Genomic DNA, 22,372 nt, shown 5'->3' with positions numbered 1-22,372 from the left:
TGAGGCGGGGACCGAAGGCGTTGACGAGCAGATGGCGTTGAACGAGCCCGTCCTGCTGGCGCCCGAGGCCCGCGCGTTCGAGGCGCGGCACGTCTTCGGGGTCAGGGGGTGGCGTCGGGGCCTTCGAGGAGGGTGCCGAGGACGGAGGCGACCCCGGCGGTCGGGTCGCCCCGCACCTCGTAGACGCGCGGCTCCCCCTCCGCCCCGTACTCCTCGGCTCCGTCCCCGGACACCGTGATCCGGTACGCGGGGAGGTCGGCGCCGATCTCGCCGGGCTCGCCGCGGGCGTGCGCGGCGGCCAGCGCGTCCACGGCATCGCGGACGCGGCCGGCCTGTCCGGCGGGGAGGGTCGCGGTGTCGTACTGCGCGACGACGGCGCTCTGGCCGGTGAAACCGCCGGTGCTCTCGATCGTCACACGCATCCCGCGAACCTCCCCGCCGACTGGCCTGCTCTCTGCTCGCTACCCGCTCGGCGCGGGTCGCTACCTCCCGAACAGCGCCATCGGGCGACCGCCTGGCCGGTGCCGCTAGCCGAACGTGCTGCGCAGCTCGTCCAGCTGGCTCCGGAGGATGTCGTCGTTCTCCAGCGAACCGCCCTGGGCCAGCTTCTCCTCAGGGACGAGCCGGTACTCGGGCATCTGCATGGTGCCGCAGCAGCGCGACCTGTCCTGGGCGGCCAGCAGGCTCGCCGAGTTCTCGTCGTGCGGCTCGACCTCGGTGACGTCCTGGCCGTCTCCGGTGTACGCGGCATCGGTCATCGCCATCTGCCCGCTCATCAGGTCGCGCAGCGGCGTCGCCGCCGTCGTGATCTCCCGGACGGCGAACCGGTTGCGGATGAACGTCCGGTAGACGGCCGGGTCGCCGCGGGTCGCCGAGGCCTGGAGCATCTTGTTCGCCACGTCCACGAACCGGGCGCCGGTCGCGGGGGACGCGACGATCGCGTCGAACACGAGCTTGCACAGCGCGGACGCGGTCTCGATCAGCACGATGGTCGGGTCCTTCGTGCGCTGCTGCCGGCTCAGCTCGAAGGTGTAGATGTCGGCGAGGATGTCGTAGATCGCGCCGGTGAACACCTGCGAGATCGCGTGCACCTCGTTGCCGACCTCGCTGAGCTTGAGGTCGTTGTCGGCGTTGCGGAGCCCGGACGGCATGCCGAGCGCCTTGCCGAACTGCTCGGCCAGCTCCGCCAGGAACGACCTGTCGTGCAGGTTCGCCTTGGTGAGCGCGACGAGCGCGTCCGCCTGGTCCGGCTGCGCCAGGGCCAGGAAGATCGCCGTGATGTCGCCGAACGACTCGTGCAGCCCGCCGGTCTGCGGCGGTGCGTCCGCCGACAGCCAGCCGGGCTTGAGGCCGTCCAGGATCGCGTGGCCCGTCTCGTGCGCGACGATGTCGAGGGACTGGCACGTGTAGAGCACGTTCTGCGGAGGCTGTCCCTTCGGTGTGAAGAAAAGGAACTTCAACGCCTTGGCCGTCCGCGTGTAGAACGCGTTCGCGCCCTCGGCGGCGTGCGGGAAGACGGTGATGCGCTCGGTGTTGCCCCCGACGTTCCACGCGAACGGGATCGGGACCCCGCCGTTGTGGCGCTCGTACATGGCGATCGTCTCCCGGACGACCGCGAACGTGTGCGCGCAGTCGAACTGCGGGGTTCCCGGGGTGAACACGAAGTCGCCGTCGATGTTGCGGGCGATCGGGGTGACCCCCGGCAACTCTGTCTGGACGCGCACGTCCATGGGGCCGTTCAGCACCACGGTCGGGATGTAGGTCAGCCGCGCGCCCAGCTCGGTGACCGACGGATCCTGCTTGTAGATCAGGAACCTGTGGCCGGGCTGCGCCGGCACCGGAACGGGCACCGGCCGCGGAACGGGGCTCGGAAGCGGCGGCGCCGCCGCCTGGGACGCCCGTCCCGTCCACTGCGCGGGTACGACGATCTCGGCGTCCAGTTGCGTCTGGAGTTCTTGCTGGTGGGTCATCGAAGCCACCTCCCCTGTGACAGTGCGCGAGTCCCTGATGACTCTGCGCCGCTGTGCGCGGACATGCGGGGATGCAAATAAAGGCCTTGCACTCCGAGTACGGGCCTGGCCCGATCGGTATCCGCCCCGTCTCCAACGTCGGCCGGAACGTGAGATCGAGTCAACCCACCGTGTCCAAAAGGCACGCCATCTGTCCACATGCTGCCTCCGGGCCCTGATCAAGCTCGGAGGAGGTACGGCCGGGCCGGACACCCCGGCTCGGCGGACGCGCCGAAAACGTCCGCGCAGCGCCGTAGACTCGCACATGATGTCGAAGACCGAAGCTCACCCCCTGCTGGACGGCCTCAACCCGCAGCAGCGCGCCGCCGTCGTGCACTCCGGCAGCCCCCTGCTGATCGTCGCCGGCGCAGGCTCGGGCAAGACCCGGGTGCTCACCCACCGCATCGCCCACCTGCTCGGCGAGCGGGAGGTGCACCCCGGCCAGATCCTGGCGATCACCTTCACCAACAAGGCCGCCGCCGAGATGAAGGAGCGGGTCGACGCCCTCGTCGGGCCGCGCTCGCGGGCCATGTGGGTGATGACGTTCCACTCCGCGTGCGTCCGGATCCTGCGCCGCGAGGCCAAGCGCCTCGGCTTCCCCACGAGCTTCTCGATCTACGACCAGGCCGACGCGAACCGGCTGATGGCGCTCGTCTGCCGCGAGCTCGACCTCGATCCCAAGCGCTACCCGCCGAAGTCGTTCAGCGCCCAGGTCTCCAACCTGAAGAACGAGCTGATCGACTACGAGACGTTCAAGGCGCGGGCGTCCACGCACATGGAGCAGACGCTCGCCGAGGCCTACGAGATGTACCAGGCGCGGCTCCAGCAGGCCGGCGCCATGGACTTCGACGACCTGATCATGATGACGGTCAACCTGCTGCAGGTGTTCCCGGAGGCCGCCGAGCACTACCGGCGCCGCTTCCGGCACGTCCTGGTGGACGAGTACCAGGACACCAACCACGCGCAGTACGAGCTCGTCCGCGAGCTGACCGCGCCGGTGGAGGGCGTCGGCGCCGCCGAGCTGTGCGTCGTCGGCGACGCCGACCAGTCGATCTACGCCTTCCGCGGCGCGACCATCCGCAACATCCTCGAATTCGAGCGCGACTACACCGACGCCACCACGATCCTGCTGGAGCAGAACTACCGCTCCACGCAGACGATCCTGTCCGCCGCCAACGCCGTCATCGAGCGCAACGCCGACCGCAAGCCCAAGAAGCTCTGGTCCGACCAGGGCGAGGGCCACAAGATCATCGGTTATGTGGCCGACAACGAGCACGACGAGGCCGCGTTCGTCGCCCGCGAGGTCGACCGGCTCACCGACGACGGCGAGGCCCGTCCCGGCGACGTCGCCATCTTCTACCGCACCAACGCGCAGTCCCGTGTCTTCGAAGAGGTCTTCATCCGGGTCGGGCTGCCCTACAAGGTCGTCGGCGGTGTCCGGTTCTACGAGCGCAAGGAGATCCGCGACGCGCTGGCCTACCTGCGCTGCCTCGCCAACCCCGAGGACACCGTCTCCCTGCGCCGCATCCTGAACGTCCCCAAGCGGGGCATCGGCGACCGCGCCGAGGCCTGCGTCGAGGCGTACGCGTCCCGCGAGCGCATCTCGTTCTGGCAGGCCCTCCGGACGCCCGAGGACGTCCCCGGCATGGCGACCCGCTCGCTCAACGCCGTCCGCGAGTTCGTCTCCCTGCTGGACGAGCTGCGCGCCGCCGCCGAGTCGCTCGCCCCCGCCGACCTGATCGCCGAGGTGCTGAAGGCCAGCGGCTACCTGGCCGAGCTCCAGGCGTCCAAGGACCCGCAGGACGAGACCCGCATCGAGAACCTCCAGGAACTCGAAGCCGTCGCCCGCGAGTTCGAAGAGCGCCTCGACGGGGAGTCCGCCGAGGGCCGCCTTCCCGAATTCCTGGAGCAGGTCGCCCTCGTCGCCGACGCCGACTCCATTCCCGGAGGCGCGAAGGGCGGGCCCGTGCCGCCGGGAGAGCAGCCCGAAGAAAGCGAGCACGGCGTCGTCACCCTGATGACGCTGCACACCGCGAAGGGCCTCGAATTCCCGGTCGTCTTCCTCACCGGCATGGAGGACGGGGTCTTCCCGCACCTGCGCGCCATGAGCAACCCCAAGGAACTCGAAGAGGAACGCCGCCTCGCCTACGTCGGCATCACCCGCGCCCGGCAGCGCCTCTACGTCTCCCGGGCCACGATGCGCAGCTCGTGGGGAGCGCCGCAGGTCAACCCGCCGTCCCGCTTCCTCGGCGAGGTCCCGAAATCCCTCGTCGAATGGGAACGCGAGGCGTCCTCCACGTCCGGCTCCGCCATGTCGCGAATGGCGGAACGCCCGGGAACCCGCTCACCGGGAAACCGTGCGGTGCCGTCCTTGTCGCCAGGCGACAAGGTCACCCACGATGCCTTCGGACTGGGCACCGTCGTCTCCGTCTACGACAAGGGCGAAAAGGCCAGCGTTGACTTCGGCGGCGATTACGGCGTCCGCACCCTGGTCCTTCGCTTCGCCACCATCGAGAAACTCTGACCCCCCGCCTCCGGCGGGGGCGGGGGAGTCTCCGAGTGCCTACAGGTCGAACCAGGGCTTGTGGGCGGCCCAGTGCTCGACCCATCCGGCGAATCCGGGGCTTCCGGTGGTGAAGCCGAACTCGGCGCCGAAGGGCAGGGCGCCTACGTCGGTGACGTTCCAGACATGCCCGCGGTGGGGCCCGGTGACGACGAGGTGCCAGTACATGCCGCAGCCGTCCGTGCCCAGGACGATCGAGCCGTGGTCGAAGACCGGTTCCAGGGCCGCGTCGAAATCCTCCTGCGACTCCAGGTCGTCATCTTCCTCCCACAGCCACGGCCCGGTCAGCGGGAAGGGCCGGGACAGCAGACGCTCGGGGCGGCCGGTTCCCCAGTCGGCGGGCATGTCGGCCAGCGGCACGAGCCCGTAGTCGGGCGGCCCCGAACTGGATCCGTCGCAGATCTCCGCGACGAACGTCCGGTACGGCTCGGGCAGCACGATCTCGTGCTCGGCCTCGAAGGCGCGCACCGCTTCCCAGCCCAGAGGCGGTTCGCACGAGTCGATGTCGAAGGCCGCGCGCAGCGCCTCCAGGTCGGCGGGGTGAGCACGATCAACATCCATGCGGAGCATTGGTATCACCCTGTGCTGACACTGAGGCGTTCCGGAGGTCAGGGGCGGGGCCGGTGGCGCGGGTGTAGCGGGCGGCGAGGGCGCGCAGGTGGTCGGCGAGTTCGGGGTTCGCGGTCTCGTCGATCCGGAAGTCGGCGCCCAGCATGCCGAGGTAGACGGTGAGCATGGACGGGTCGTCGGAGCCGGCCTCCACGACGCAGGTGTCGTCTCCGGCGGGTTCGACCGTGAGGCCGGCGGGCAGCCGTGCCGCGATCTCGGCGGCCGGGGCGTTCACCACGACCCGGGCTCTGTAGGCCCACGTCGCCTGGGCGAGGCCGGCTGTGATGCGGGTCGTGACGTCCTCGTCCGGCATGTCCCGAGGCGTGAACCGGGGGCCGGCGGGCGGGCGCGGCACGATGCGGTCGACGCGGAAGGTGCGCCAGTCGTCCCGCTCCAGGTCCCAGGCGAGGAGGTACCAGCGGCGGCCGGAGGCGACCAGGCGGTGCGGTTCGGTCACGCGGGGCCCGGTCGCGCCGCCGTGCGTGCGGTAGTCGAAGCGCAGGCGCTCGTGGTCCCGGCAGGCGGCGGCGATCGCGGTCAGGACGGCCGCGTCCACCGGCGGCTGCGAGCCGGGCAGCGCGACCGTCGCCGAAGCGAGCGCGCCGACTCGGCGGCGCAGCCGCGACGGCAGGAGGCGCTCCTGCTTGGCGAGCGCGCGGACCGAACTCTCCTCGATGCCGGAGACCGCGCCGGCCGCCGCCGTCCGGAGCCCGATCGCCACGGCGACCGCCTCGTCGTCGTCGAACAGCAGCGGCGGCAGCACGGCGGCCGAGATCGAGGATCTGCGAGCCCGAGTCTCCGCGACGCGCTGGCCGGCGACCGCGGGGGTGGACGACTGGAGCCGTGGCGTGCCGGCCGGATACCTGAAAGAGCTCGCCGGGTACTGGGCCGCCGGGTTCGACTGGCGGGCGGAGGAGGCGGCGCTGAACGAGATCCCGCAGTTCGAGACCGAGATCGACGGCCAGACGATTCACTTCTTCCACGCGCGGTCGCCGGAGCCGGGCGCGCTGCCGATCGTCCTCACGCACGGCTGGCCCAGTTCGCCGGTCGAGTTCATGAAGGTCGTCGGGCCGTTGACCGATCCCCGCTCCCATGGCGGCGATCCCGGCGATGCCTTCCATGTCGTCCTGCCCTCGCTGCCGGGCTACGGATTCTCCAACCCGATCGGCGAGGCGGGCTTCAACCTCTTCGCCGTCGCGCGGATGTGGGCGGAACTGATGCGCCGCCTCGGATACGAGCGGTACGTCGCGCAGGGAACGGACGTCGGTTCGGGGGTGGCGGGGATGCTCCCGATGGTCGCTCCGGGGCAGGTCGCCGGCGTCCACCTGTCCGGGACGGGCGCGGCCCCGCCGTTCGGGCCCGCCCTTGAGCCGGATCGGTTCTCCGGAGCCGACCAGGCCCGGGCACGGAAGTTCAACGAGTTCAGGGAGGAGGGGACCGGTTACCTGGCCTTGCAGTCGACTCGTCCGCAGACGCTGGCGTACTCCCTGAACGATTCGCCGGTCGGCCAGCTGGCCTGGATCGTGGAGAAGGTGCACGAGTGGACGGACCCGGCGATCGACCTCCCCGATGCGGCGGTTGACCGGGACCAGCTTCTCGCCAACGTGAGCCTCTACTGGTTCACGGGCTCCGGTGCGTCCTCAGCGCACGCCGTCTACGAGGGCATGCAGGCCTGGAAGGCCTTCGCGGCGCAGCAGAGCGGACCCGCCCCGAAGTCGGATGTGCCGGTGGGGGTCGCGGTCTTCGCCGCGGACACCGCCATCCGTTCCCTCATGGACCCGGACGGTGCGATCGAGCACTGGTCGGAGTACGGCCGGGGCGGCCATTTCGCGGCCATGGAGGTGCCGGAGCTTCTGGTGGAGGATGTCCGGCTCTTCAGCCGTTCGCTCAGGTGACGGTGATCGCGGCAGGGCAGCAGCGCGTGCGGCCGGACGCGGCCGGAACCGATGAGTTTCGGGGGTGGCGGTGGTCGAACTCTATGAGCACCATGTCCACCAGGCTGTCGAAGGAGTCGCAGGATGCGGAAGATCACCGCAGGGTTGTTCATCTCGCTCGACGGAGTCGTCGAAGACCCGCAGGACTGGCATTTCCCGTACTTCAACGAGGAGATGGGCCAGGCCGTCGACGCCCAGATGGGGTCGGCCGACACCCTCCTGCTCGGCCGCAGGACCTACGACAGCTTCGCGGGCGCGTGGCCGGACCGGGAGAAGGCCGGCGGTGAGGACGCCGACTTCGCCCGGAAGCTCGGAGACGCCCGCAAGATCGTGGTGTCCGGCCAGGACCTCGACTTCACCTGGCGCAACTCCGAACTGCTCCGGGGCGACCTCGTCGAGGCCGTGACCGCGTTGAAGAAGGAACCGGGCACGTCGGACATCGCGATGAGCGGTTCGGTCTCGGTCGTCCGCGCGCTTCTGGAAGCGGGTCTGCTCGACGAGCTGCACCTGCTGGTCCACCCGATCGCCGTGCGCAAGGGAATGCGGCTGTTCGAGGACGCCGACGCGCCGCTGCCGCTGAAGCTCGTCTCCTCCACGACCTTCGAAACTGGCGTGGTCCACCTCGTCTACCGCCTGGACGACGAGGCTCCGAGCGGCGACTACGAGAAGGCCAAGGAGAGCCTTCCTCAATCCGACGACGCCTAGCTCTCCGGCGGCCGGGTGCTGGGCGACGCCAGGACGCCTGCGGAATCCGCTTGGGTGCGGAAGGTGCGGCGGTAGGCGCCTGGTGTCGTGCCCAGGGCGTTGAGGAAGCGCCTGCGCAGGTTGGTGGCCGAGGAGAGGCCGACGCGACGGGCGATGGCGTCCAAGGGGAGGTCGGAGGACTCCAGCAGGTCCTGGGCCGCGGCGATGCGCTGGGCGAGCAGCCAGTGCCCCGGGCTGGTGCCGAGTTGCTCGGCGAACCTGCGGGCGAGGGTGCGCGTGGAGACGCCCGCGTGCGCGGCCATGGTCTCGATGGTCAGGGGTTCGCTGAGCCGCTCGGCGATCCAGTCCAGCAAGGGGGCCAGCGTGCCGTCGATCTGCGTGGGGCGTGGCGGTGCCGAATACTGGAGTTGGCCGCCCTCGCGGTGGGGCGGCATCACCATGGTCCTCGCGACGTGGGCGGCGTACCGGGCGCCCTGGTCGGTGCGGATCAGATGCATGCACAGGTCGATTCCGGCTCCGGCTCCGGCGCTGGTGGCGACGTCGCCGTGGTCGACGTACAGCACGTCCGGGTCGACCTGGACATGGGGGAAGCTGGCGGCGAACTCGTCGGCCAGGGCCCAGTGGGTGGTCGCCTTCCGTCCGTCCAGGAGGCCGGCGTGGGCCAGGGCGAAGGCGCCGGAGCAGATGCTGACCACCCGCGTGCCGCGGGAGTGCGCGCGGCGCAGGGCTTGGACGACCGCGGGGGACGGCGGCCCGCCGGCGGGCAGCCAACCCGGGACGATCACGGTGTCGGCCGCGTCGAGCGCGTCCAGCCCGTCGGTCACGAGCATGTCGAACCCGGCCAGCGTGGCGACGGGGCCGGGGTGTTCCGTGCACACGCCGAAGGTGTAGCGGACCGGGAGCCCGGCGCGCTCGATGCCGAACATCTGGGCCGCGCAGCCGAGTTCGAAGGTCGACTGGGGTGGACGTACGAGCGCCGCCACGCGATGCATGGCATGAAAGTACCGCAAGATGTCTTTCCTGACACTCGGCCGGATGCGGCGCCGGTCGCCAGGCTGGTCCCATGACGACAGAACAGAGCGTGCCCGGCTATGTGTGGTCCAGCGTTCGGGACGCCCCGGTCCGTGAACTCTTCCCGGGCATCCGGCTGCGGCCGCTGTGGCAGGGGGACGACGGTGCGAAGGCCTTCGTCCTGCAGATGGATCCGAACACGTGCTGGGAGGGGGTCGACGTCCACGAACCGGGCCCTGAGGAGGTCTTCGTGGTCTCCGGAACCTTCAACGACGGCGACCGGGACTACCCGGCCGGCTCGTTCATCCATGCCCCCGCGGGCTCTTCCCACGTCCCGCAGACGTCGACCGGCTGCACTCTCTTCCTCTTCTATCCGGAAGGCTGACCAGGCCGCGATCGAAGTCAGGGACGGGTGGCGCTCACCAGCCATACGGAGCCGCGGATGTGGACGCCGTCCGGAGTCTCGTAGGCCGCGAGCGCTGCCTGGAGCTCCTGGCGGACGCGGGTGACGGCGGTCTGGCCCACGTCCTGGAGGTTGTAGCGGACCGGGCCCTGGCTGAGGATGAAGTCCGCGGCGTCGCCGGTGTCGCGGCCGTAGTCCATCGGCGCCCGGACGGGACTCGTGTCCACGTCCGTCAGTCCCGCCTGGTCCAGTACCTGGCGGATGCGGTCGGGGTCGGACAGGGATCCCATGCCGCGGGCCGCGGGCGAGGGGCGGCGCATCAGCGGCGCGAGAGCGGCGGTGGCCTTGGCGTACTCGCTGTCGGGGCCGCCGGCCTGCGGGACGATGAAGACCATCCGGCCGCCGGGCCGCAGCGCGCGGGCGATGTTGGCGAACGCGGCGGCGGGATCGGCGAAGAACATGACGCCGCCGCGGCTGACGACGACGTCGAAGCCCTCCTCGGCGAAGGGGTGGGCCTCCGCGTCGGCTTGCTCGAACCGCACGTTGGCGATGCCCTGTTCCGCCGCGTCGGCGCGGGCGCGGGTCAGCATGGGGCCGGAGATGTCGACGCCGACCGCCCGCGCCCGGGCCGCCCGGCGCGCGGCCAGCAGGGTGAGCTGTCCGGTGCCGCACCCGATGTCCAGGACGGTGTCGTCCTCGCCGATCGCGGCCCGGTCCAGGAGGGGCTGGTTGAAACCGCCCATCATCGCGTCGTACCGCGGGGCGTTGTCGGCCCAGGCCGCCCCCTCCCACCCGTTCCATGCCTCGGCCTGCTGGACGTTGACGACGGTGCGCATGCTGTCTCCTTCGCTGGGGGAGTGAAGTATTTAGAGGAGAACTCTAGTGATGGACTCTAGAGATATACTCCCGCCATGGACACCGTCAAGCGGCCGGACAAGCGGGCCGAGCGCTCGCGCCGCACCCGGGCGAAGGTCATCGAGGCGGCGCGGGAGCTCTTCGTCGCGCAGGGCTACGGGGCGACGAGCCTCCAGGAGGTCGCCGACCGCGCGGGGGTGGCCGTCCAGACGGTGTACTTCGTCTTCGGCACCAAGCGCGCGCTGTTCAAGGACGTCGTGGACGCGTCCATCGCCGGGGACGCCGAGCCGGTCGCCACCATGGAGCGGGAGTGGTTCCGCGCCGCGTGCGCCGCGCCCACCGCGGCCGGCCAGCTGCGCGAGCACGTGCGCGGCACCGGCGAGATCCTCGGCCGGGTCGCCCCGATCATGTCGATGATCGCGGCCGCCGGCGCCGCCGACCCGCAGATCGCCGCGCAGTGGCCCGACGGCCCGGACCCGCGCTACACCGTGCAGCGCGCCGCGGCCGAAGCGCTGGTCGGCAAGCCCGACGCGCGCCCCGGCGTGTCCGCCGAGTTGGCCGCCGACCTGCTGTTCGGCCTGCTCAGCCCGCAGCTGTACCTGCTCTTCGTCCAGGACCGCGGCTGGGCGCCGGACGCCTGGGAGGAGTGGGCCCACGCCACCCTGGCCGCCCAGCTGTGCACCTGAACGAGAACCGCCGGCCGCTCGCGGAGCCGCGAGCGATCATGCTGGCGGGGGTATCCGGCGCTGCGCGGTCTCTTCGACGGCGTGGGAAGCGGGGGCGCTCAGCAGGGATCGCCAGGTGGCGAACAGGTCGAGAAGCTCCGTGATCTGCGATTCGTCCAGGGCGGCCGTGCGGATGACGTCCAGTTCGTTGGCGACGGTGAGTTCGGCGAAGTCCCGGCGGTGCCCCGGTGAGGGACGGGACACCGACCCGGTGAAGCGGTCGGTGAAGGCCCCATCGGGCTGGTGCAGCGACGGGTAAGTACGGGCACGGTCGCAGCCGGCGTAGAGGTAGACGAGGTTCTCGGCTTCGGCGCCGATGACCTCGCTCAGTTCCTCGCGCCGGTGAACGGACCCGAGCGCGACGGGGAAACCGTCGGTTCCATAGAAGGCGTGGCACAGTCCCGCGAGATGAAGTGCGGGCCGCGCACCCCATGCGTCCAGTTGAGCGCGCACTCGCTGGAGATGCTCAAGCAGAGTGCCGCCGGGGTGCTGGATCACGTCGGCGCGTTTGGCGCGCAAGAGGCCGGCGGCCTCGGCCTCGCGGTTCAGGCCGGCGTCCTGTTCCACCGTCACGGCAGCTCCCTCATCGAAGGCCCCTCGAAAGGCTGCGCGCCGAAGACGACCCTCGTCAATCCATGGGTTTCGTTCGATCACCCCAAGGCTGAGCTTGGAGGCGCGGGTAAAGACACTTCGACTGGTCATTGGGCGTTCTGGGCGGTCGTGGGGGTATCGGTGCGGCTGGTTGCCGGACGCCGCTCTGTCGCTGGGGGCGCGGTCGTCGCGGCCGACCTGTCCACGAGACGCTACGGGGGTTCAGGCATGGCATTCGTCACCACTCGCGACGGCAACGAGATCTTCTACAAGGACTGGGGCAGCGGGCGGCCCGTGCTCTTCATCCACGGCTGGCCGCTGAACGCCGACGCGTGGGAGGACCAGATGAAGGCGGTGGCCGACGCCGGCTACCGCGGCATCGCCCATGACCGCCGGGGGCACGGGCGCTCCAGCCAGCCGTTCGACGGCTACGACTTCGACACCTTCGCCGACGACCTCAACGACCTGATCAACCGGCTCGACCTGCGGGACGTCACGCTGGTCGCGCACTCGATGGGCGGCGGCGAGCTGGCCCGCTACATCGGGCGCCACGGCACCGGGCGGGTCCGCAAGGCCGTCCTGCTGTCGGCGATCACGCCGCTCATGCTGCAGAGCGAGGACAACCCCGAGGGCGTGCCCGAGCAGGTGTTCGAAGACATCAAGAACGGCCTCCTGCGCGAGCGTTCGCAGTACTGGAAGGACGCCTCGGAGGCGTTCTTCTCCGCGAACAGGCCGGGCAACAAGGTCACCCAGGGCAACCGGGACGCGTTCTGGTTCATGGGCATGCACGAGAGCCTCCAGGCCGGCGTGAAGTGCGTGGACGCCTTCGGCTTCACCGACTTCCACGAGGATCTGCGCAAGTTCGACATCCCGACGCTGATCGTGCACGGCGACGACGACCAGATCGTCCCGATCGACGCGACCGCCCGCAAGGCCGCCGAGATCATTCCGAACGCCGACCTGAAGGTGTACGAGGGGGCCTCGCACGGGATCGCGCTCGTGCCCGGCGACAAGGAGAGGTTCAACGCCGACCTGCTGGACTTCCTGAAGGGCTGACCTCCCGGGAGCCGGTCACGCGGGGTGGTGGGCGCCCGGGGTGTGGCCGAAGGCACGGCGGAAGACGTCGATGAAGCTGCTGGCGGACGACCAGCCGCACCGGTGGGCCACGGTGGTCACCGGGGTGTTCTCGGCCAGGAGTATCAGGGCGTGGTAGAGGCGCAGTTGGGTGCGCCACTGCGGGAACGTCATCCCGAGGTCGCTCCTGAAGAGCCGGGAGAGGGTGCGGTCGCTCGCGCCGACCTCCCTGCCCAGTTCGGCGAGTGTGCGGTTGTCGGCGGGGTCGGCGTGCAGGATGCCGCACAGCGCCCTGAGGTGCGGGACGGTCGGGGCGGGCAGATGCAGCGGCTGCTGGGACGAGACGCGCAGCTGGTCCAGCAGGACCGCGCGCAGCCGGGCCCGGGCCGGGGTGTCGTCGTCCGGGTCGCGGGTGTAGGCGAGGATCAGTTCGCGCAGCAGGGGACCGACCCCGAGCACCGCCGGCTCCTCCAGCCCGAGCGGGTTGTCGGCCGCGGGCAGGCCGACCAGGTGCAGTTCGAGCTCGCCGTGGGCCTGGTGGGCGTGGACGGCGCCGGCGGGGATCCAGATGGCGCGGTCGGCGGGCGCCACCCAGGAGCCCGCGCCGGTGGTGACCGCGACCACGCCCCGTCCGGCGTAGGCGATCTGGTGGTCGTCGTGGCGGTGGGCGTCGATGGCGGCGCCCGGCGCCAGCGAGCGCGCTCGGGTCGGCGCGACCGGCTGATGGCGGCTTTCCTGCATTGGTTGGCAGATTATCGGAAGTCCGACACCGGTCTCCGGCGCGAGCATGAGGGACGTGTCATCGAGTTCAAGAGAAGCGACCCGTCGGCGGGACGCGCGGTCGGTATTCCTGCTGTCCGCCGGGCACGCGTGCGTGGACGTCTACCAGGGGTCCGTGACGGCGCTCGTCCCGTTCTTCGTGGCCGAGCGCGCCTACACCTATGCGGCCGCCTCGGGCGTCGTGCTCGCCGCGTCGTTGCTGTCCTCGGTGGCGCAGCCGCTGTTCGGGGCGCTCACCGACCGGTGGGCGATGCCGTGGCTGCTTCCGCTGAGCACGCTTCTGGGGGGAGCGGGGATCGCTCTGAGCGGCCTCAGCGGCGATTACGCCCTCACCCTGGCCTTCGTGGCGATCTCCGGGATCGGGGTCGCGGCCTACCATCCCGAGTCCGCCCGGGTCGCGCGGAAGGCGAGCAAGGGGAGCCACACGGCGATGAGCTGGTTCTCCGTCGGCGGCAACATCGGGTTCGCGTTCGCGCCGCTTCTGGTCGCGGCGGTCGTCGCGACCGGCGGCCTGCGCTGTACGCCGTTCCTCGTGGTCCCGGCGCTCGTGGGCAGCGTCGTGTGCCTGCCCGTCCTGCGCGCCCTTGAGGGGACGGCCTCCGGCGCGCGCGCGGGCACGACGACCGGTGTGGACGACGCACGCTCTTTCATCAAGTTGTCGCTTGCCGTGGTCTGCCGGTCGATCGTGTTCGTGGGGCTGAGCACGTTCATCTCGTTCTACGCGCGGCAGCGCACGGGAGGGGGAGTGGCGGCGGGCACGGCGGCGCTGTTCGTCCTGTACATCGGGGGAGCCGTGGGCACCGTGGCGGGCGGTTCCCTGGCCGCCCGCTGGGACCGGGTCACCGTCGTGCGCTGGTCGTACCTGCTGACCGTGGTCGCCGTCGCGGGCATCGTGCTCGTGCCCGGCCCGGCGCTCTACCTGTTCGTCGCGCTGACCTCCGCCGGTCTCTACGTGCCGTTCTCGCTGCAGGTCACCCTCGGGCAGGACTACCTGCCCACGCGCGTCGGCACCGCCGGCGGCGTCACCCTCGGCCTGACGGTCAGCGTCGGCGGACTCGCGAGCCCCGTCCTCGGGGCCGTCGCCGACGCCGCGTCGCTGCGCGTCGCCCTCGCCCCGCTGATCGCGCTGCCCGCGCTGGCCTGGCTGCTGTTCCGGACGCTGCCCGAGCCCGCGGTCCCGGCGCCCGCCGCCGCGCCGCGGCCGGTGCGGGAGGGCGCGGGGTGATCAGGCCGCGCGGCGGCGCAGGAGGTTCGCCGGCAGGGTGTGCAGGACGACCTGGTCGTCCTGGTTGAGCAGCTCGGCGCGGGTGCTGACGACGCCCCGGTCCGGCTTGGAACGCGACGGGCGGGCCTCCAGGACGGCGACGCGCAGGCGCAGGGTGTCGCCGGGACGGACGGGAGCGGGCCAGCGCAGCTCGTCCACGCCGGGGGAGGCGAGGCTGGCGACCCGGGACAGGAAGTGGTCGGCGAACAGCCGCATCATGATCGAGCCGGTGTGCCAGCCGCTGGCGATGATGCCCCTGAACGGGCCGGAGGCGGCGAACTCCGGGTCCACGTGGATGGGCTGCGGGTCGAAGCGGCGGGCGAACTCGATGATCTCCGCCTCGTCCACCGTGACGTGGCCGTACTCGTAGGTCGTGCCGGCGGTGTAGTCCTCGAGATAGCGGTCGTCGATGGGGGTCGCGAAGTCGTCACCGAGGGCTCGGGTCGTGATCGTCATGGGACCAGGATGACCCAGCGGAGTCCGGGCCGCCGTGGCTCCGCGCTCGGGGCGAGGCGCGGCGCCGCCATTCCTCCCAGAGCTCGGCGTGCAGCCGGTAGAGGCCGTAGGGGGTGTCGCCGGACGGCTCCCGGAAGCGGGTGCCCTGGTCCACGGGCATCGACGCCAGCCTGACGGGGAAGAAGGCGGCCTGGCGCTCGCGTTCCTCGGACCGCACCTGGAGCACCCAGAAGCCGTGGTTGGCATCCGCGGTGATCTCGATGATCTCCGTCCACGCGAACCGGCGGCGGCCGTACCCCGAGACGAGGGTGAGGGCCTCCGCGTCGAGGATCATGCGCGTCCGCAGCAGGGGGACGGCTCCGACCGCGAGGGCGAAGCATGCGGTCGCGGCGGCCCATGCCGGGGCGCCCGCGCCGTCGAGGGCCTTCTGGACCGCCACGACGCCGAAGAGGGCGGCGATGGCGACCCCGGCGAGGATCATGCCGAGGTGGCGGGGGCAGCGCAGCGTGCGCGGTTCGGTCATCGGGACATCATCCCTCCGCGCCGGGCGCCGCGGGGAGGCCGGCGTCCGCGGCCAGTGCCGCCAGGAAGGCGTCCAGCATCGCGGCCTGGCGGGCGGGCGGGTAGGCGTCCGGGTCGAACAGGGCGTGGACGACCAGGCCGTGCGCGAACGCGGCGGCTGCCGCGACGGTGCCGTCCAGGCCGGGCCCCGCGGGCAGTTCGCCGAGCTCGACGGCAGCGGCGACGTGGGGTCTGAGCCGCGCGCGCCAGTTCTCGTAGCGGAGCCGCTGGCGCTCGCCGAGTTCGGGGTCGGCGAGCGCGACGTCCCACGAGCTCACCCAGATCCGGTTCATGTCCGACGCGGCGGGGGTCAGCGGCAGGACGTCCAGGAGCGCGGCGCGCAGGGACGCCAGGCCGGGCGGGGCCTCGCGGAGGGGGCGGCCGGCGGTGCGCTCGTCGGCGAGGTCGAGGGCGTAGGCGACGAGGGCCCTCTTGTTCGGGAAGTAGTGCGTGAGCAGTCCGGTGGACGCGCCCATCTCCGCCGCGACCGCGCGCAGGGTCAGGCCGCCGAAGCCGCGGCCGGCCAGGACGCGCCAGACGGCCTCGGACACGTCCCGGCGACGGGCGTCGTGATCACCTCGGGCGGGCATGCCCGTAGAGTACATAACAAACGTTCGGTACGTACTCCCCGGGAGGTCCCATGTTCGCTCGCACGCTCGCCGAGGGCGCCGAGCTGCGCCCGTTCGAGCCCTGGCAGGCGGCCGAGTTCGCCGAGCACGCCGACCGGGTCCGCGAAGACATCGACCAGTACATCCCCTGGGCCCGCACCGTGGTGGACGAGGCGAGCGCCCGCGAGCTGCTCCAGGCCTACGCCCACAAGCAGGCCAGGGACGAGGGCCGCATCTACGGCATCTGGGTGGACGGGGTCCTCCAGGGCGGCACGGTCTTCCGGACGTTCGACGCCGCGCAGGGCGTCTGCGAGGCGGGCGTCTGGCTGGCGGCCGAGGTCCGGGGGCGCGGGCTGATCACCGAGGCCGTCCGCATCATGATCGACTGGGCGGTCGGCACGCGGGGGATGCAGCGGGTGGAGTGGCTGTGCGACCCGCGCAACACCGCGAGCGCGGCCGTGGCGGAGCGCCTCGGGATGACGTGCGAGGGCGTCCTGCGGCAGGCGTTCGTCCTCGACGGCGACCGTCGTGACGTCCAGGTGTGGGCGGTGCTCGCCGGCGAGTGGCGAACCTCCTGAGAGGAAGCGGCGCGGGGAGCGGGGGAGGCGCACGTCGGGCGGATGGGGCGGCCCGCTAGGGTAATCGGTGTTCTGAGTTTCACTCCTTACTCCCGGGAGCCCCCGTGCACGCCGAGCAGGTCGTCTTGCTGCTGGTCGCCGCCGTCGCGGCGGGCTGGGTCGACGCCGTGGTGGGAGGCGGCGGGCTGATCCAGCTGCCCGCGCTGCTGCTGATCAACCCCGGCCAGCCGGTCGCGACCGCGCTCGCCACCAACAAGCTGGGCTCGATCGCGGGCACCGCGTCCGCCGCCGTCGCCTACGCGCGCAAGGCCAAGCCGGACGTCCGGGTGGCCGTCCCGGCGGGCCTGCTCGCGGTGTGCTGCGCCGCCGGCGGCGCCCTCTGCGCGGCGGCGATCTCCTCGGACGTGCTGAAACCCGTCATCATGGTCGTCCTGCTGGCGGTGGCCGCGATCGTGGTGCTCAGGCCGAACCTCGGCCGGCTCCCGCGGCCGGTGCTGCGGACGCGCCGCCGGGTCGCCGCCGCCGTCCTCGTCCCGGGCGTCGCGATCGCCTTCTACGACGGGCTCCTCGGGCCGGGCACCGGGACGTTCCTGGTGGTCGCCTTCACCGTGCTGCTCGGCATGGACTTCGTCGACGCCTCCGCCACCTCGAAGATCATCAACACCGGCACCAACCTGGGCGCCCTCGCGGTGTTCGCGGCGCAGGGCCACGTCCTGTGGGCCCTCGGGCTGGCCATGGGGGTCTGCAACATCGTCGGCGCGCAGCTCGGCGCCCACATGGCGATCAACCGCGGTGCCGGATTCGTTCGGGCCGTCCTGCTCTGTGTCGTCTCAGCCCTCGTGCTCAAGCTCGGGTACGAGCAGTTCGGCTAGGCCCTTCGGCCGGGCCCTCACCTCACGGGACGGGGAGCGGCCGGTCCAGCGCGGAAAGGCTCAGCAGGACCAGCGACGCCGTCCAGCCCAGCGGAGCCGGGCCCGCGGGCCTGCCCGTCACGCCGACCTTCTCCGGCAGGACGCCCAGGGACGTGCGGTGCGCCGAGAGCCAGTCGAGCCGCTGCAGCGCCTCGTCCCTGCGGCCCGACGCGGCCGCGTTCAGCCCGAACAGCGCGGTCTCCGGCGTCCAGGCGACGTCCGGGTCGCCCGACCAGCGCTCGCCCGGCAGGACGCCCCCGTTCGGCAGCGCCTGCTTGCGCGCGGCGTCCGCGATCGCGGTGGTCACGCCCGGATCGGCCGGCGCGAACGGCGGTGCGAGAAACGTCACAGAGGTGTCCATCAGCCCCCCGGGGATGGGGGAGCGCGGGTAGCCGTAGGGCGCGAACTGCCTGGCCACCGCGTCCGAGACCCGCTGCGCCGCGTGCCGCCACTGCGCCGCCTTGGCGCCCTCGCCGCGCATCCGCGCGAGGTCGGCCGCCGCGCGCAGCCCCGCCAGCGCGGGGCCGACCACGCCGAGCGTGGGCCGGCGCGGGTCCTGCTCGCGCCGGTGGTCGCGTTCCCAGTAGTCGGACGAGGCGGGCGGCAGCCCCTCGGCGTCCAGGGAGCGCGCCAGATGGTCGGCGGCGCGCCGCACCATCGGCCACAGTGCGGGCAGGTCGTCCTGGTCCGCGGTCCGGACGCCGTAGAACCACGTCGCCCACAGCACCCAGCCGAGCGAGTCGAGCTGCGGGGCGCGGCCGTCGGCGACGGCCGTCCCGTCGGAGTTGTAGCGCGCGGCCCACATGCCGTCGTCGTGCTGCGCCCGGGCGAGGAAGTACAGGACGCGGCGCGCCTCGGCCGGATGCCCGGTCGCGGTGAACGCGGCCACGGTGAACGCGGAGTCGCGGGGCCAGCAGTACCGCCACTTCGAGTACCAGGACGCGAGGGACGCGCCGTTCGGGCGGGTGAGGAGCCGGAGGTCGAGCAGGGCGCGCGTCGCCATGTCGCGGTAGGCGTGGTTCGTCGCGCCGCCCGGGACGGTCCCCTGCGCCAGCCACGCGCTGTCGGACCGGACCGCCCGGTCCACCCGCGGGTCGGAGGCGTCCACGGTGATCGGCGCCTCGCCGCCCGACGGGACGAGCCTGACCCGCCCGTCCGCGAGCCTGACGACCGAGCTTCCCGGCAGGTAGGAGGCCCCCTCGGCCTGGTCGGGGGCCAGCGGGACGCCCGCGAACGGCCATCCGCCGCCGCCGACGAGCCCGGGGCTCGCCCAGCCGGGGTCGGGCGGCTCGGGGACGGTGGCGCCGCCGGTCGCGACGAGCGCCGCCACGATGAGCAGGCCCGCGGTGCGCCGCACCTTGCGGGCGCCCGAGCGGCCGCGCGGGGCGACCCGCCTGCGCGGCGTGGTGGGCCCGCCCGCGGGCGGCGGGACGGATATGACGGGCGCGACGGGGACGGGTTCCGCGACGGACCTGTTCCGTCTCTCCGCCATCGCCATGCGTTCGCCCCCTGTCCGCCTGGCCGTCTCGCCGAATTAGTACATCAAACTACGTCAATCGGTTCATCCTCCTCACGAGCCACTCGTGCCCTCCCCTGAGGATGAGCACACCTACCGCCCGGGGCGCTCCCGTACAAGAGAAGTCCGCGTTACTTGTGGACCCGGCGGCGTCACCACCGAGGCGGGTTGACTAGGCTGCATCGACGGAGCGGACCGCAGAGTGCCGGCCGCACGGACACCCGTGTAACGCCCACTCGTGTGGTCGCACATTCGGCTGTCGATCCGTAAAAGGACGCCCTCGTGGACCTGTTCGAACATCAGGCGAAGGAACTCTTCGCCGAGTACGGGGTACCGGTGCCCACCGGCAAGGTCGCCCATACTCCCCAGGAAGCCCGGGCCATCGCGGCGGAGCTGTTCGCCGCGGGGAGCTCGAAAGTCGTCGTCAAGGCCCAGGTGAAGACCGGGGGCCGCGGCAAGGCCGGGGGCGTGAAGCTGGCCGACTCCGCCGACGAGGCCGAGCAGCTCGCCACCCAGATCCTCGGCATGGACATCAAGGGCCACACGGTCCACAAGGTCCTGGTCGAGGAGGGCAGCGCGATCGCGCAGGAGTACTACTTCTCCTTCCTGCTCGACCGCGCCAACCGCACCTTCCTGTCCATCTGCTCCGTCGAGGGCGGCGTGGAGATCGAGGAGGTGCCGCACGACCGGCTGGCGATGGTGCCGGTCTCGCCGCTGGAGGGCGTCGACCGCGCCCGGGCCCGCGAGATCGCCGAGAAGGGCCGCCTCCCGCAGGAGGCCCTCGACGGCGCCGCCGAGCTGATCGAGCGGCTGTGGGCCGTGTTCACCGACGAGGACGCCTCCCTCGTCGAGGTGAACCCGATGATCCTCACCGCCGACGGCCAGGTGAAGGCCCTCGACGGCAAGGTCTCCCTGGACGACAACGCCTCGTTCCGCCAGGACGACCACGAGAAGCTCGAGGACAAGGCCGCGGCCGACCCCCTGGAGGCGGCGGCGAAGGCCAAGGACCTCAACTACGTCAAGCTGGACGGCAGCGTCGGCATCATCGGCAACGGCGCCGGGCTCGTCATGTCCACGCTCGACGTGGTCGCCTACGCCGGCGAGCAGTTCGACGGCCAGAAGCCCGCGAACTTCCTCGACATCGGCGGCGGCGCGTCCGCCGAGGTGATGGCGAACGGGCTGGAGATCGTCCTGTCCGACGCCGACGTCAAGTCCGTCTTCGTCAACGTCTTCGGCGGCATCACCGCCTGCGACGCCGTCGCCAACGGCATCGTGTCGGCCTACAAGCTGCTGGCCGACCGTGGCGAGACCGTCAACCGCCCGCTCGTCGTCCGGCTGGACGGCAACAACGCCGAGCTCGGGCGCAAGATCCTCAACGACGCGGCGCTTCCCGGCGTCCAGCAGGTCGACACCATGGACGACGCGGCCAGGCGCGCCGCCGAACTCGCAGCGGCAGGTGCATGACAATGGCCATCTGGCTCACCGAGAACAGCAAGATCATCGTCCAGGGCATCACGGGCTCCGAGGGCACCAAGCACGGCCGCCGGATGCTCGCCTCCGGCGCCCAGGTCGTCGGCGGCGTGAACGCCCGCAAGGCCGGGCAGACGGTCGACTTCGACGGCACGACCCTCCCGGTGTTCGGCACCGTCAAGGAGGCCATGCAGGAGACCGGCGCGGACGTCTCCGTCGTGTTCGTCCCGCCGAAGTTCACCAAGGACGCCGTGGTCGAGGCGATCGACGCCGAGATCCCGCTCTGCGTCGTCATCACCGAGGGCATCCCGGTGCACGACACCGCCTTCTTCTGGGCGTACGCGGAGTCCAAGGGCAACAAGACCCGCATCATCGGGCCGAACTGCCCCGGCATCGCGTCCCCCGGCAAGTCGAACGCGGGCATCATCCCGGCCGACATCACGACGCCCGGCCGCATCGGCCTCGTGTCCAAGTCGGGCACGCTGACCTACCAGATGATGTACGAGCTGCGCGACATCGGCTTCTCCACCTGCGTCGGCATCGGCGGCGACCCCGTCATCGGGACGACCCACATCGACGCGCTCCAGGCGTTCCAGGACGACCCGGAGACCGACGCCATCGTGATGATCGGTGAGATCGGGGGCGACGCCGAGGAGCGCGCCGCCGCCTACATCGAGCAGCACGTGACCAAGCCGGTCGTCGGCTACGTCGCCGGGTTCACCGCCCCCGAGGGCAAGACCATGGGCCACGCCGGCGCCATCGTGTCCGGCTCCGCCGGCACCGCGCAGGCGAAGAAGGAGGCCCTGGAGAAGGTCGGCGTCCGGGTCGGCAAGACCCCGAGCGAGACCGCCGTCCTCATGCGGGAGATCATGCAGAACCGCTGATCCCCCCGGACCACCCGAAAGACGCCCGAGCCGCCCGGCGGCCCGGGCGTCTTTCGCGTTCCGGCCGCCGCCGCGGGGCGCGGCGGTGACGCCCGGCCGGGCGTCACCGCAAAGGCGACACGCCGGGCGGACGGGCCTTGCGGGGGCCGGCGCGGTGCCAGCATGGACCGGTGAGCGACAAGACCCCCGGGCAGCGCGCGAAGCGGGAGCCGTCGAAGGCGGCACCGGCGACGGCGGCACCGATCAAGGCGGCACCGTCGAAGAGCGCACGGTCGAAGGGCGCACGGTCGAAGGGCGCACGGGCGAGGGGGGCGGGAGCGAAGGGCATGCCGAAGGCCGCGCCGCCGCCGGGCGAGGCGGGCCGGGCCGACGCGCCGCCGGGCGCGGACTCCGGTCGCGGACGCCCGCCGGCCGTCCCCGCGAGGCCGCTGTACGTGACGGGGCTCGTCGCGGCGCTGTGGTGCATCGGCATCGGGCTCGCGGTGCTCACCACGATCACGCTGATCGGCTGGATCGCGGCGCCGAAGACCGCGCTCGGCCACGGCTTGGCCGGGGTGTTCCGCACGGCCGTGAACTTCTGGCTGGTCTCGCACCACGCGGGCTTCTCCTACGGGCACGGGCGGTTCGGGCTCCTTCCGCTCGGCGTGCTCGTCCTGCCCGGGGTCCTGCTGTACCGGGGCGGCGGGTGGATGATCCGGGTGGCCGGGCTGCCGCACCGGCAGCGCACCGCGGTCCTGCACGTGAGCGTCGCGCTGGCCGCCCCGTACGCGGCGCTGGCCGGGCTGCTCGCGCTCGCGGCGTCGTCCGAGGAGGTCCGGCCGTCGGCGTGGCAGGCGCTCGTCGGCTGCTTCCTCGTCGCCGCCGT

Annotated in this window: 24 protein-coding genes; 12 read left to right on the top strand and 12 right to left on the bottom strand. The window is 71.9% G+C overall.

The window, feature by feature from the left end:
* Positions 1-101 precede the first annotated feature (101 nt).
* Both AB0K37_RS29085 and AB0K37_RS29080 read right to left on the bottom strand, forming a co-directional pair.
* The gene (locus tag AB0K37_RS29085) at positions 102-422 is read right to left on the bottom strand and encodes a protealysin inhibitor emfourin (protein ID WP_363986381.1); all 321 of its coding nucleotides are present in this window, start codon (positions 420-422) and stop codon (positions 102-104) included.
* 105 nt (positions 423-527) lie between these two features.
* Positions 528-1,970 (bottom strand): hypothetical protein, encoded by a 1,443-nt coding sequence (locus AB0K37_RS29080; RefSeq protein ID WP_363986379.1) that lies wholly within the window; start codon positions 1,968-1,970, stop codon positions 528-530.
* A gap of 307 nt (positions 1,971-2,277) precedes the next feature.
* Between AB0K37_RS29080 and pcrA the strand changes: the two genes are divergently transcribed.
* On the top strand, positions 2,278-4,533 hold the full coding sequence (pcrA, locus tag AB0K37_RS29075; protein WP_363986377.1) for a DNA helicase PcrA: 2,256 nt from the start codon (positions 2,278-2,280) through the stop codon (positions 4,531-4,533).
* Positions 4,534-4,572: 39 nt separating this feature from the next.
* On the opposite strand, the gene AB0K37_RS29070 is transcribed toward pcrA, so the two are convergent.
* Both AB0K37_RS29070 and AB0K37_RS29065 read right to left on the bottom strand, forming a co-directional pair.
* Positions 4,573-5,133, bottom strand: coding sequence for an SMI1/KNR4 family protein (locus tag AB0K37_RS29070; protein ID WP_363986376.1), 561 nt, complete (start codon positions 5,131-5,133; stop codon positions 4,573-4,575).
* Complete coding sequence (locus AB0K37_RS29065; RefSeq protein WP_363986375.1) at positions 5,123-5,944, bottom strand: WYL domain-containing protein; 822 nt, start codon at positions 5,942-5,944, stop codon at positions 5,123-5,125. Before AB0K37_RS29065 ends, AB0K37_RS29070 begins: the two co-directional genes overlap by 11 nt.
* Between AB0K37_RS29065 and AB0K37_RS29060 the strand changes: the two genes are divergently transcribed.
* Both AB0K37_RS29060 and AB0K37_RS29055 read left to right on the top strand, forming a co-directional pair.
* Positions 5,895-7,076, top strand: coding sequence for an epoxide hydrolase (locus AB0K37_RS29060; RefSeq protein WP_363986383.1), 1,182 nt, complete (start codon positions 5,895-5,897; stop codon positions 7,074-7,076). The two genes, AB0K37_RS29065 and AB0K37_RS29060, sit on opposite strands and share 50 nt — an antisense overlap.
* Positions 7,077-7,199: 123 nt before the next feature.
* The gene (locus AB0K37_RS29055) at positions 7,200-7,820 is read left to right on the top strand and encodes a dihydrofolate reductase family protein (RefSeq protein WP_363986373.1); all 621 of its coding nucleotides are present in this window, start codon (positions 7,200-7,202) and stop codon (positions 7,818-7,820) included.
* Here the strand turns inward: AB0K37_RS29055 and AB0K37_RS29050 are convergent.
* Positions 7,817-8,812, bottom strand: a complete 996-nt coding sequence (locus AB0K37_RS29050; protein ID WP_363986371.1) for a helix-turn-helix domain-containing protein — start codon at positions 8,810-8,812, stop codon at positions 7,817-7,819. The two genes, AB0K37_RS29055 and AB0K37_RS29050, sit on opposite strands and share 4 nt — an antisense overlap.
* A gap of 71 nt (positions 8,813-8,883) precedes the next feature.
* Between AB0K37_RS29050 and AB0K37_RS29045 the strand changes: the two genes are divergently transcribed.
* Positions 8,884-9,216, top strand: a complete 333-nt coding sequence (locus tag AB0K37_RS29045; protein WP_363986369.1) for a cupin domain-containing protein — start codon at positions 8,884-8,886, stop codon at positions 9,214-9,216.
* A 17-nt stretch (positions 9,217-9,233) separates the two neighbouring features.
* On the opposite strand, the gene AB0K37_RS29040 is transcribed toward AB0K37_RS29045, so the two are convergent.
* Entirely contained in the window at positions 9,234-10,070 is an 837-nt protein-coding gene (locus tag AB0K37_RS29040) for a methyltransferase domain-containing protein (protein ID WP_363986367.1), read from the bottom strand.
* Positions 10,071-10,145: 75 nt separating this feature from the next.
* On the opposite strand from AB0K37_RS29040, the gene AB0K37_RS29035 reads away from it, so the two are divergent.
* Positions 10,146-10,775: a helix-turn-helix domain-containing protein gene (locus AB0K37_RS29035; RefSeq protein WP_363986365.1), complete on the top strand. Its 630-nt coding sequence runs from the start codon at positions 10,146-10,148 to the stop codon at positions 10,773-10,775.
* 36 nt (positions 10,776-10,811) lie between these two features.
* On the opposite strand, the gene AB0K37_RS29030 is transcribed toward AB0K37_RS29035, so the two are convergent.
* On the bottom strand, positions 10,812-11,516 hold the full coding sequence (locus AB0K37_RS29030) for a DUF6817 domain-containing protein (protein WP_363986363.1): 705 nt from the start codon (positions 11,514-11,516) through the stop codon (positions 10,812-10,814).
* Positions 11,517-11,633: 117 nt separating this feature from the next.
* On the opposite strand from AB0K37_RS29030, the gene AB0K37_RS29025 reads away from it, so the two are divergent.
* Positions 11,634-12,461 (top strand): alpha/beta hydrolase, encoded by an 828-nt coding sequence (locus tag AB0K37_RS29025; protein ID WP_363986361.1) that lies wholly within the window; start codon positions 11,634-11,636, stop codon positions 12,459-12,461.
* A gap of 15 nt (positions 12,462-12,476) precedes the next feature.
* Here AB0K37_RS29025 and AB0K37_RS29020 read toward each other — a convergent pair whose 3' ends face one another.
* Positions 12,477-13,220, bottom strand: a complete 744-nt coding sequence (locus tag AB0K37_RS29020) for a helix-turn-helix transcriptional regulator (protein ID WP_363986359.1) — start codon at positions 13,218-13,220, stop codon at positions 12,477-12,479.
* A gap of 55 nt (positions 13,221-13,275) precedes the next feature.
* Here AB0K37_RS29020 and AB0K37_RS29015 point away from each other — a divergent pair, with 55 nt between their 5' ends.
* A complete protein-coding gene (locus tag AB0K37_RS29015) occupies positions 13,276-14,484 on the top strand; it encodes an MFS transporter (RefSeq protein WP_363986357.1) in 1,209 nt (402 codons plus the stop codon).
* Here the strand turns inward: AB0K37_RS29015 and AB0K37_RS29010 are convergent, their stop codons facing one another.
* From AB0K37_RS29010 to AB0K37_RS29000, 3 genes are read right to left on the bottom strand one after another with little or no spacing between them, the layout of a single operon-like run.
* On the bottom strand, positions 14,485-14,979 hold the full coding sequence (locus AB0K37_RS29010) for a MaoC family dehydratase (RefSeq protein ID WP_363986355.1): 495 nt from the start codon (positions 14,977-14,979) through the stop codon (positions 14,485-14,487).
* Positions 14,951-15,502 (bottom strand): hypothetical protein, encoded by a 552-nt coding sequence (locus tag AB0K37_RS29005; protein WP_363986353.1) that lies wholly within the window; start codon positions 15,500-15,502, stop codon positions 14,951-14,953. The genes AB0K37_RS29010 and AB0K37_RS29005 overlap by 29 nt, the downstream gene beginning before the upstream one ends.
* 7 nt (positions 15,503-15,509) lie before the next feature.
* On the bottom strand, positions 15,510-16,130 hold the full coding sequence (locus AB0K37_RS29000) for a TetR family transcriptional regulator C-terminal domain-containing protein (RefSeq protein WP_363986351.1): 621 nt from the start codon (positions 16,128-16,130) through the stop codon (positions 15,510-15,512).
* Between the two features lie 50 nt (positions 16,131-16,180).
* Here AB0K37_RS29000 and AB0K37_RS28995 point away from each other — a divergent pair, with 50 nt between their 5' ends.
* On the top strand, positions 16,181-16,726 hold the full coding sequence (locus AB0K37_RS28995; protein ID WP_363986349.1) for a GNAT family protein: 546 nt from the start codon (positions 16,181-16,183) through the stop codon (positions 16,724-16,726).
* Positions 16,727-16,830: 104 nt separating this feature from the next.
* Positions 16,831-17,598 (top strand): TSUP family transporter, encoded by a 768-nt coding sequence (locus AB0K37_RS28990; RefSeq protein ID WP_363986347.1) that lies wholly within the window; start codon positions 16,831-16,833, stop codon positions 17,596-17,598.
* Between the two features lie 22 nt (positions 17,599-17,620).
* Here AB0K37_RS28990 and AB0K37_RS28985 read toward each other — a convergent pair whose 3' ends face one another.
* Complete coding sequence (locus AB0K37_RS28985; protein ID WP_363986345.1) at positions 17,621-19,129, bottom strand: glycoside hydrolase family 15 protein; 1,509 nt, start codon at positions 19,127-19,129, stop codon at positions 17,621-17,623.
* A 306-nt stretch (positions 19,130-19,435) separates the two neighbouring features.
* Between AB0K37_RS28985 and sucC the strand changes: the two genes are divergently transcribed.
* The 3 genes from sucC to AB0K37_RS28970 all read left to right on the top strand — a co-directional run.
* A complete protein-coding gene (sucC, locus tag AB0K37_RS28980) occupies positions 19,436-20,617 on the top strand; it encodes an ADP-forming succinate--CoA ligase subunit beta (protein WP_363986343.1) in 1,182 nt (393 codons plus the stop codon).
* A 2-nt stretch (positions 20,618-20,619) separates the two neighbouring features.
* Positions 20,620-21,507 (top strand): succinate--CoA ligase subunit alpha, encoded by an 888-nt coding sequence (sucD, locus tag AB0K37_RS28975; protein WP_363986342.1) that lies wholly within the window; start codon positions 20,620-20,622, stop codon positions 21,505-21,507.
* 326 nt (positions 21,508-21,833) lie between these two features.
* A partial coding sequence (locus tag AB0K37_RS28970) for a DUF6350 family protein (protein WP_363986340.1) occupies positions 21,834-22,372 on the top strand: 539 nt, incomplete at its 3' end.

Origin of the sequence: Actinomadura sp. NPDC049753, assembly GCF_040674655.1 — a bacterium.
Lineage (GTDB): Bacteria > Actinomycetota > Actinomycetes > Streptosporangiales > Streptosporangiaceae > Spirillospora > Spirillospora verrucosospora.
This window is presented reverse-complemented; position numbering and strand designations above follow the sequence as displayed.

Bases quoted from the DNA above. Each gene is read 5' to 3' on its own strand.
- AB0K37_RS29045 (WP_363986369.1), top strand. From the start codon at position 8,884: ATGACGACAGAACAGAGCGTGCCCGGCTATGTGTGGTCCAGCGTTCGG.
- AB0K37_RS29035 (WP_363986365.1), top strand. From the start codon at position 10,146: ATGGACACCGTCAAGCGGCCGGACAAGCGGGCCGAGCGCTCGCGCCGC.
- AB0K37_RS29020 (WP_363986359.1), bottom strand. From the start codon at position 13,220: ATGCAGGAAAGCCGCCATCAGCCGGTCGCGCCGACCCGAGCGCGCTCG.
- AB0K37_RS28995 (WP_363986349.1), top strand. From the start codon at position 16,181: ATGTTCGCTCGCACGCTCGCCGAGGGCGCCGAGCTGCGCCCGTTCGAG.
- pcrA (WP_363986377.1), top strand. From the start codon at position 2,278: ATGTCGAAGACCGAAGCTCACCCCCTGCTGGACGGCCTCAACCCGCAG.
- AB0K37_RS29010 (WP_363986355.1), bottom strand. From the start codon at position 14,979: ATGACGATCACGACCCGAGCCCTCGGTGACGACTTCGCGACCCCCATC.
- AB0K37_RS29000 (WP_363986351.1), bottom strand. From the start codon at position 16,130: ATGCCCGCCCGAGGTGATCACGACGCCCGTCGCCGGGACGTGTCCGAG.
- AB0K37_RS29050 (WP_363986371.1), bottom strand. From the start codon at position 8,812: ATGCATCGCGTGGCGGCGCTCGTACGTCCACCCCAGTCGACCTTCGAA.
- AB0K37_RS28985 (WP_363986345.1), bottom strand. From the start codon at position 19,129: ATGGCGGAGAGACGGAACAGGTCCGTCGCGGAACCCGTCCCCGTCGCG.
- AB0K37_RS29085 (WP_363986381.1), bottom strand. From the start codon at position 422: ATGCGTGTGACGATCGAGAGCACCGGCGGTTTCACCGGCCAGAGCGCC.
- AB0K37_RS29070 (WP_363986376.1), bottom strand. From the start codon at position 5,133: ATGGATGTTGATCGTGCTCACCCCGCCGACCTGGAGGCGCTGCGCGCG.
- AB0K37_RS29025 (WP_363986361.1), top strand. From the start codon at position 11,634: ATGGCATTCGTCACCACTCGCGACGGCAACGAGATCTTCTACAAGGAC.
- AB0K37_RS29030 (WP_363986363.1), bottom strand. From the start codon at position 11,516: ATGACCAGTCGAAGTGTCTTTACCCGCGCCTCCAAGCTCAGCCTTGGG.
- AB0K37_RS29080 (WP_363986379.1), bottom strand. From the start codon at position 1,970: ATGACCCACCAGCAAGAACTCCAGACGCAACTGGACGCCGAGATCGTC.
- AB0K37_RS29055 (WP_363986373.1), top strand. From the start codon at position 7,200: ATGCGGAAGATCACCGCAGGGTTGTTCATCTCGCTCGACGGAGTCGTC.
- AB0K37_RS29040 (WP_363986367.1), bottom strand. From the start codon at position 10,070: ATGCGCACCGTCGTCAACGTCCAGCAGGCCGAGGCATGGAACGGGTGG.
- AB0K37_RS29005 (WP_363986353.1), bottom strand. From the start codon at position 15,502: ATGACCGAACCGCGCACGCTGCGCTGCCCCCGCCACCTCGGCATGATC.
- sucD (WP_363986342.1), top strand. From the start codon at position 20,620: ATGGCCATCTGGCTCACCGAGAACAGCAAGATCATCGTCCAGGGCATC.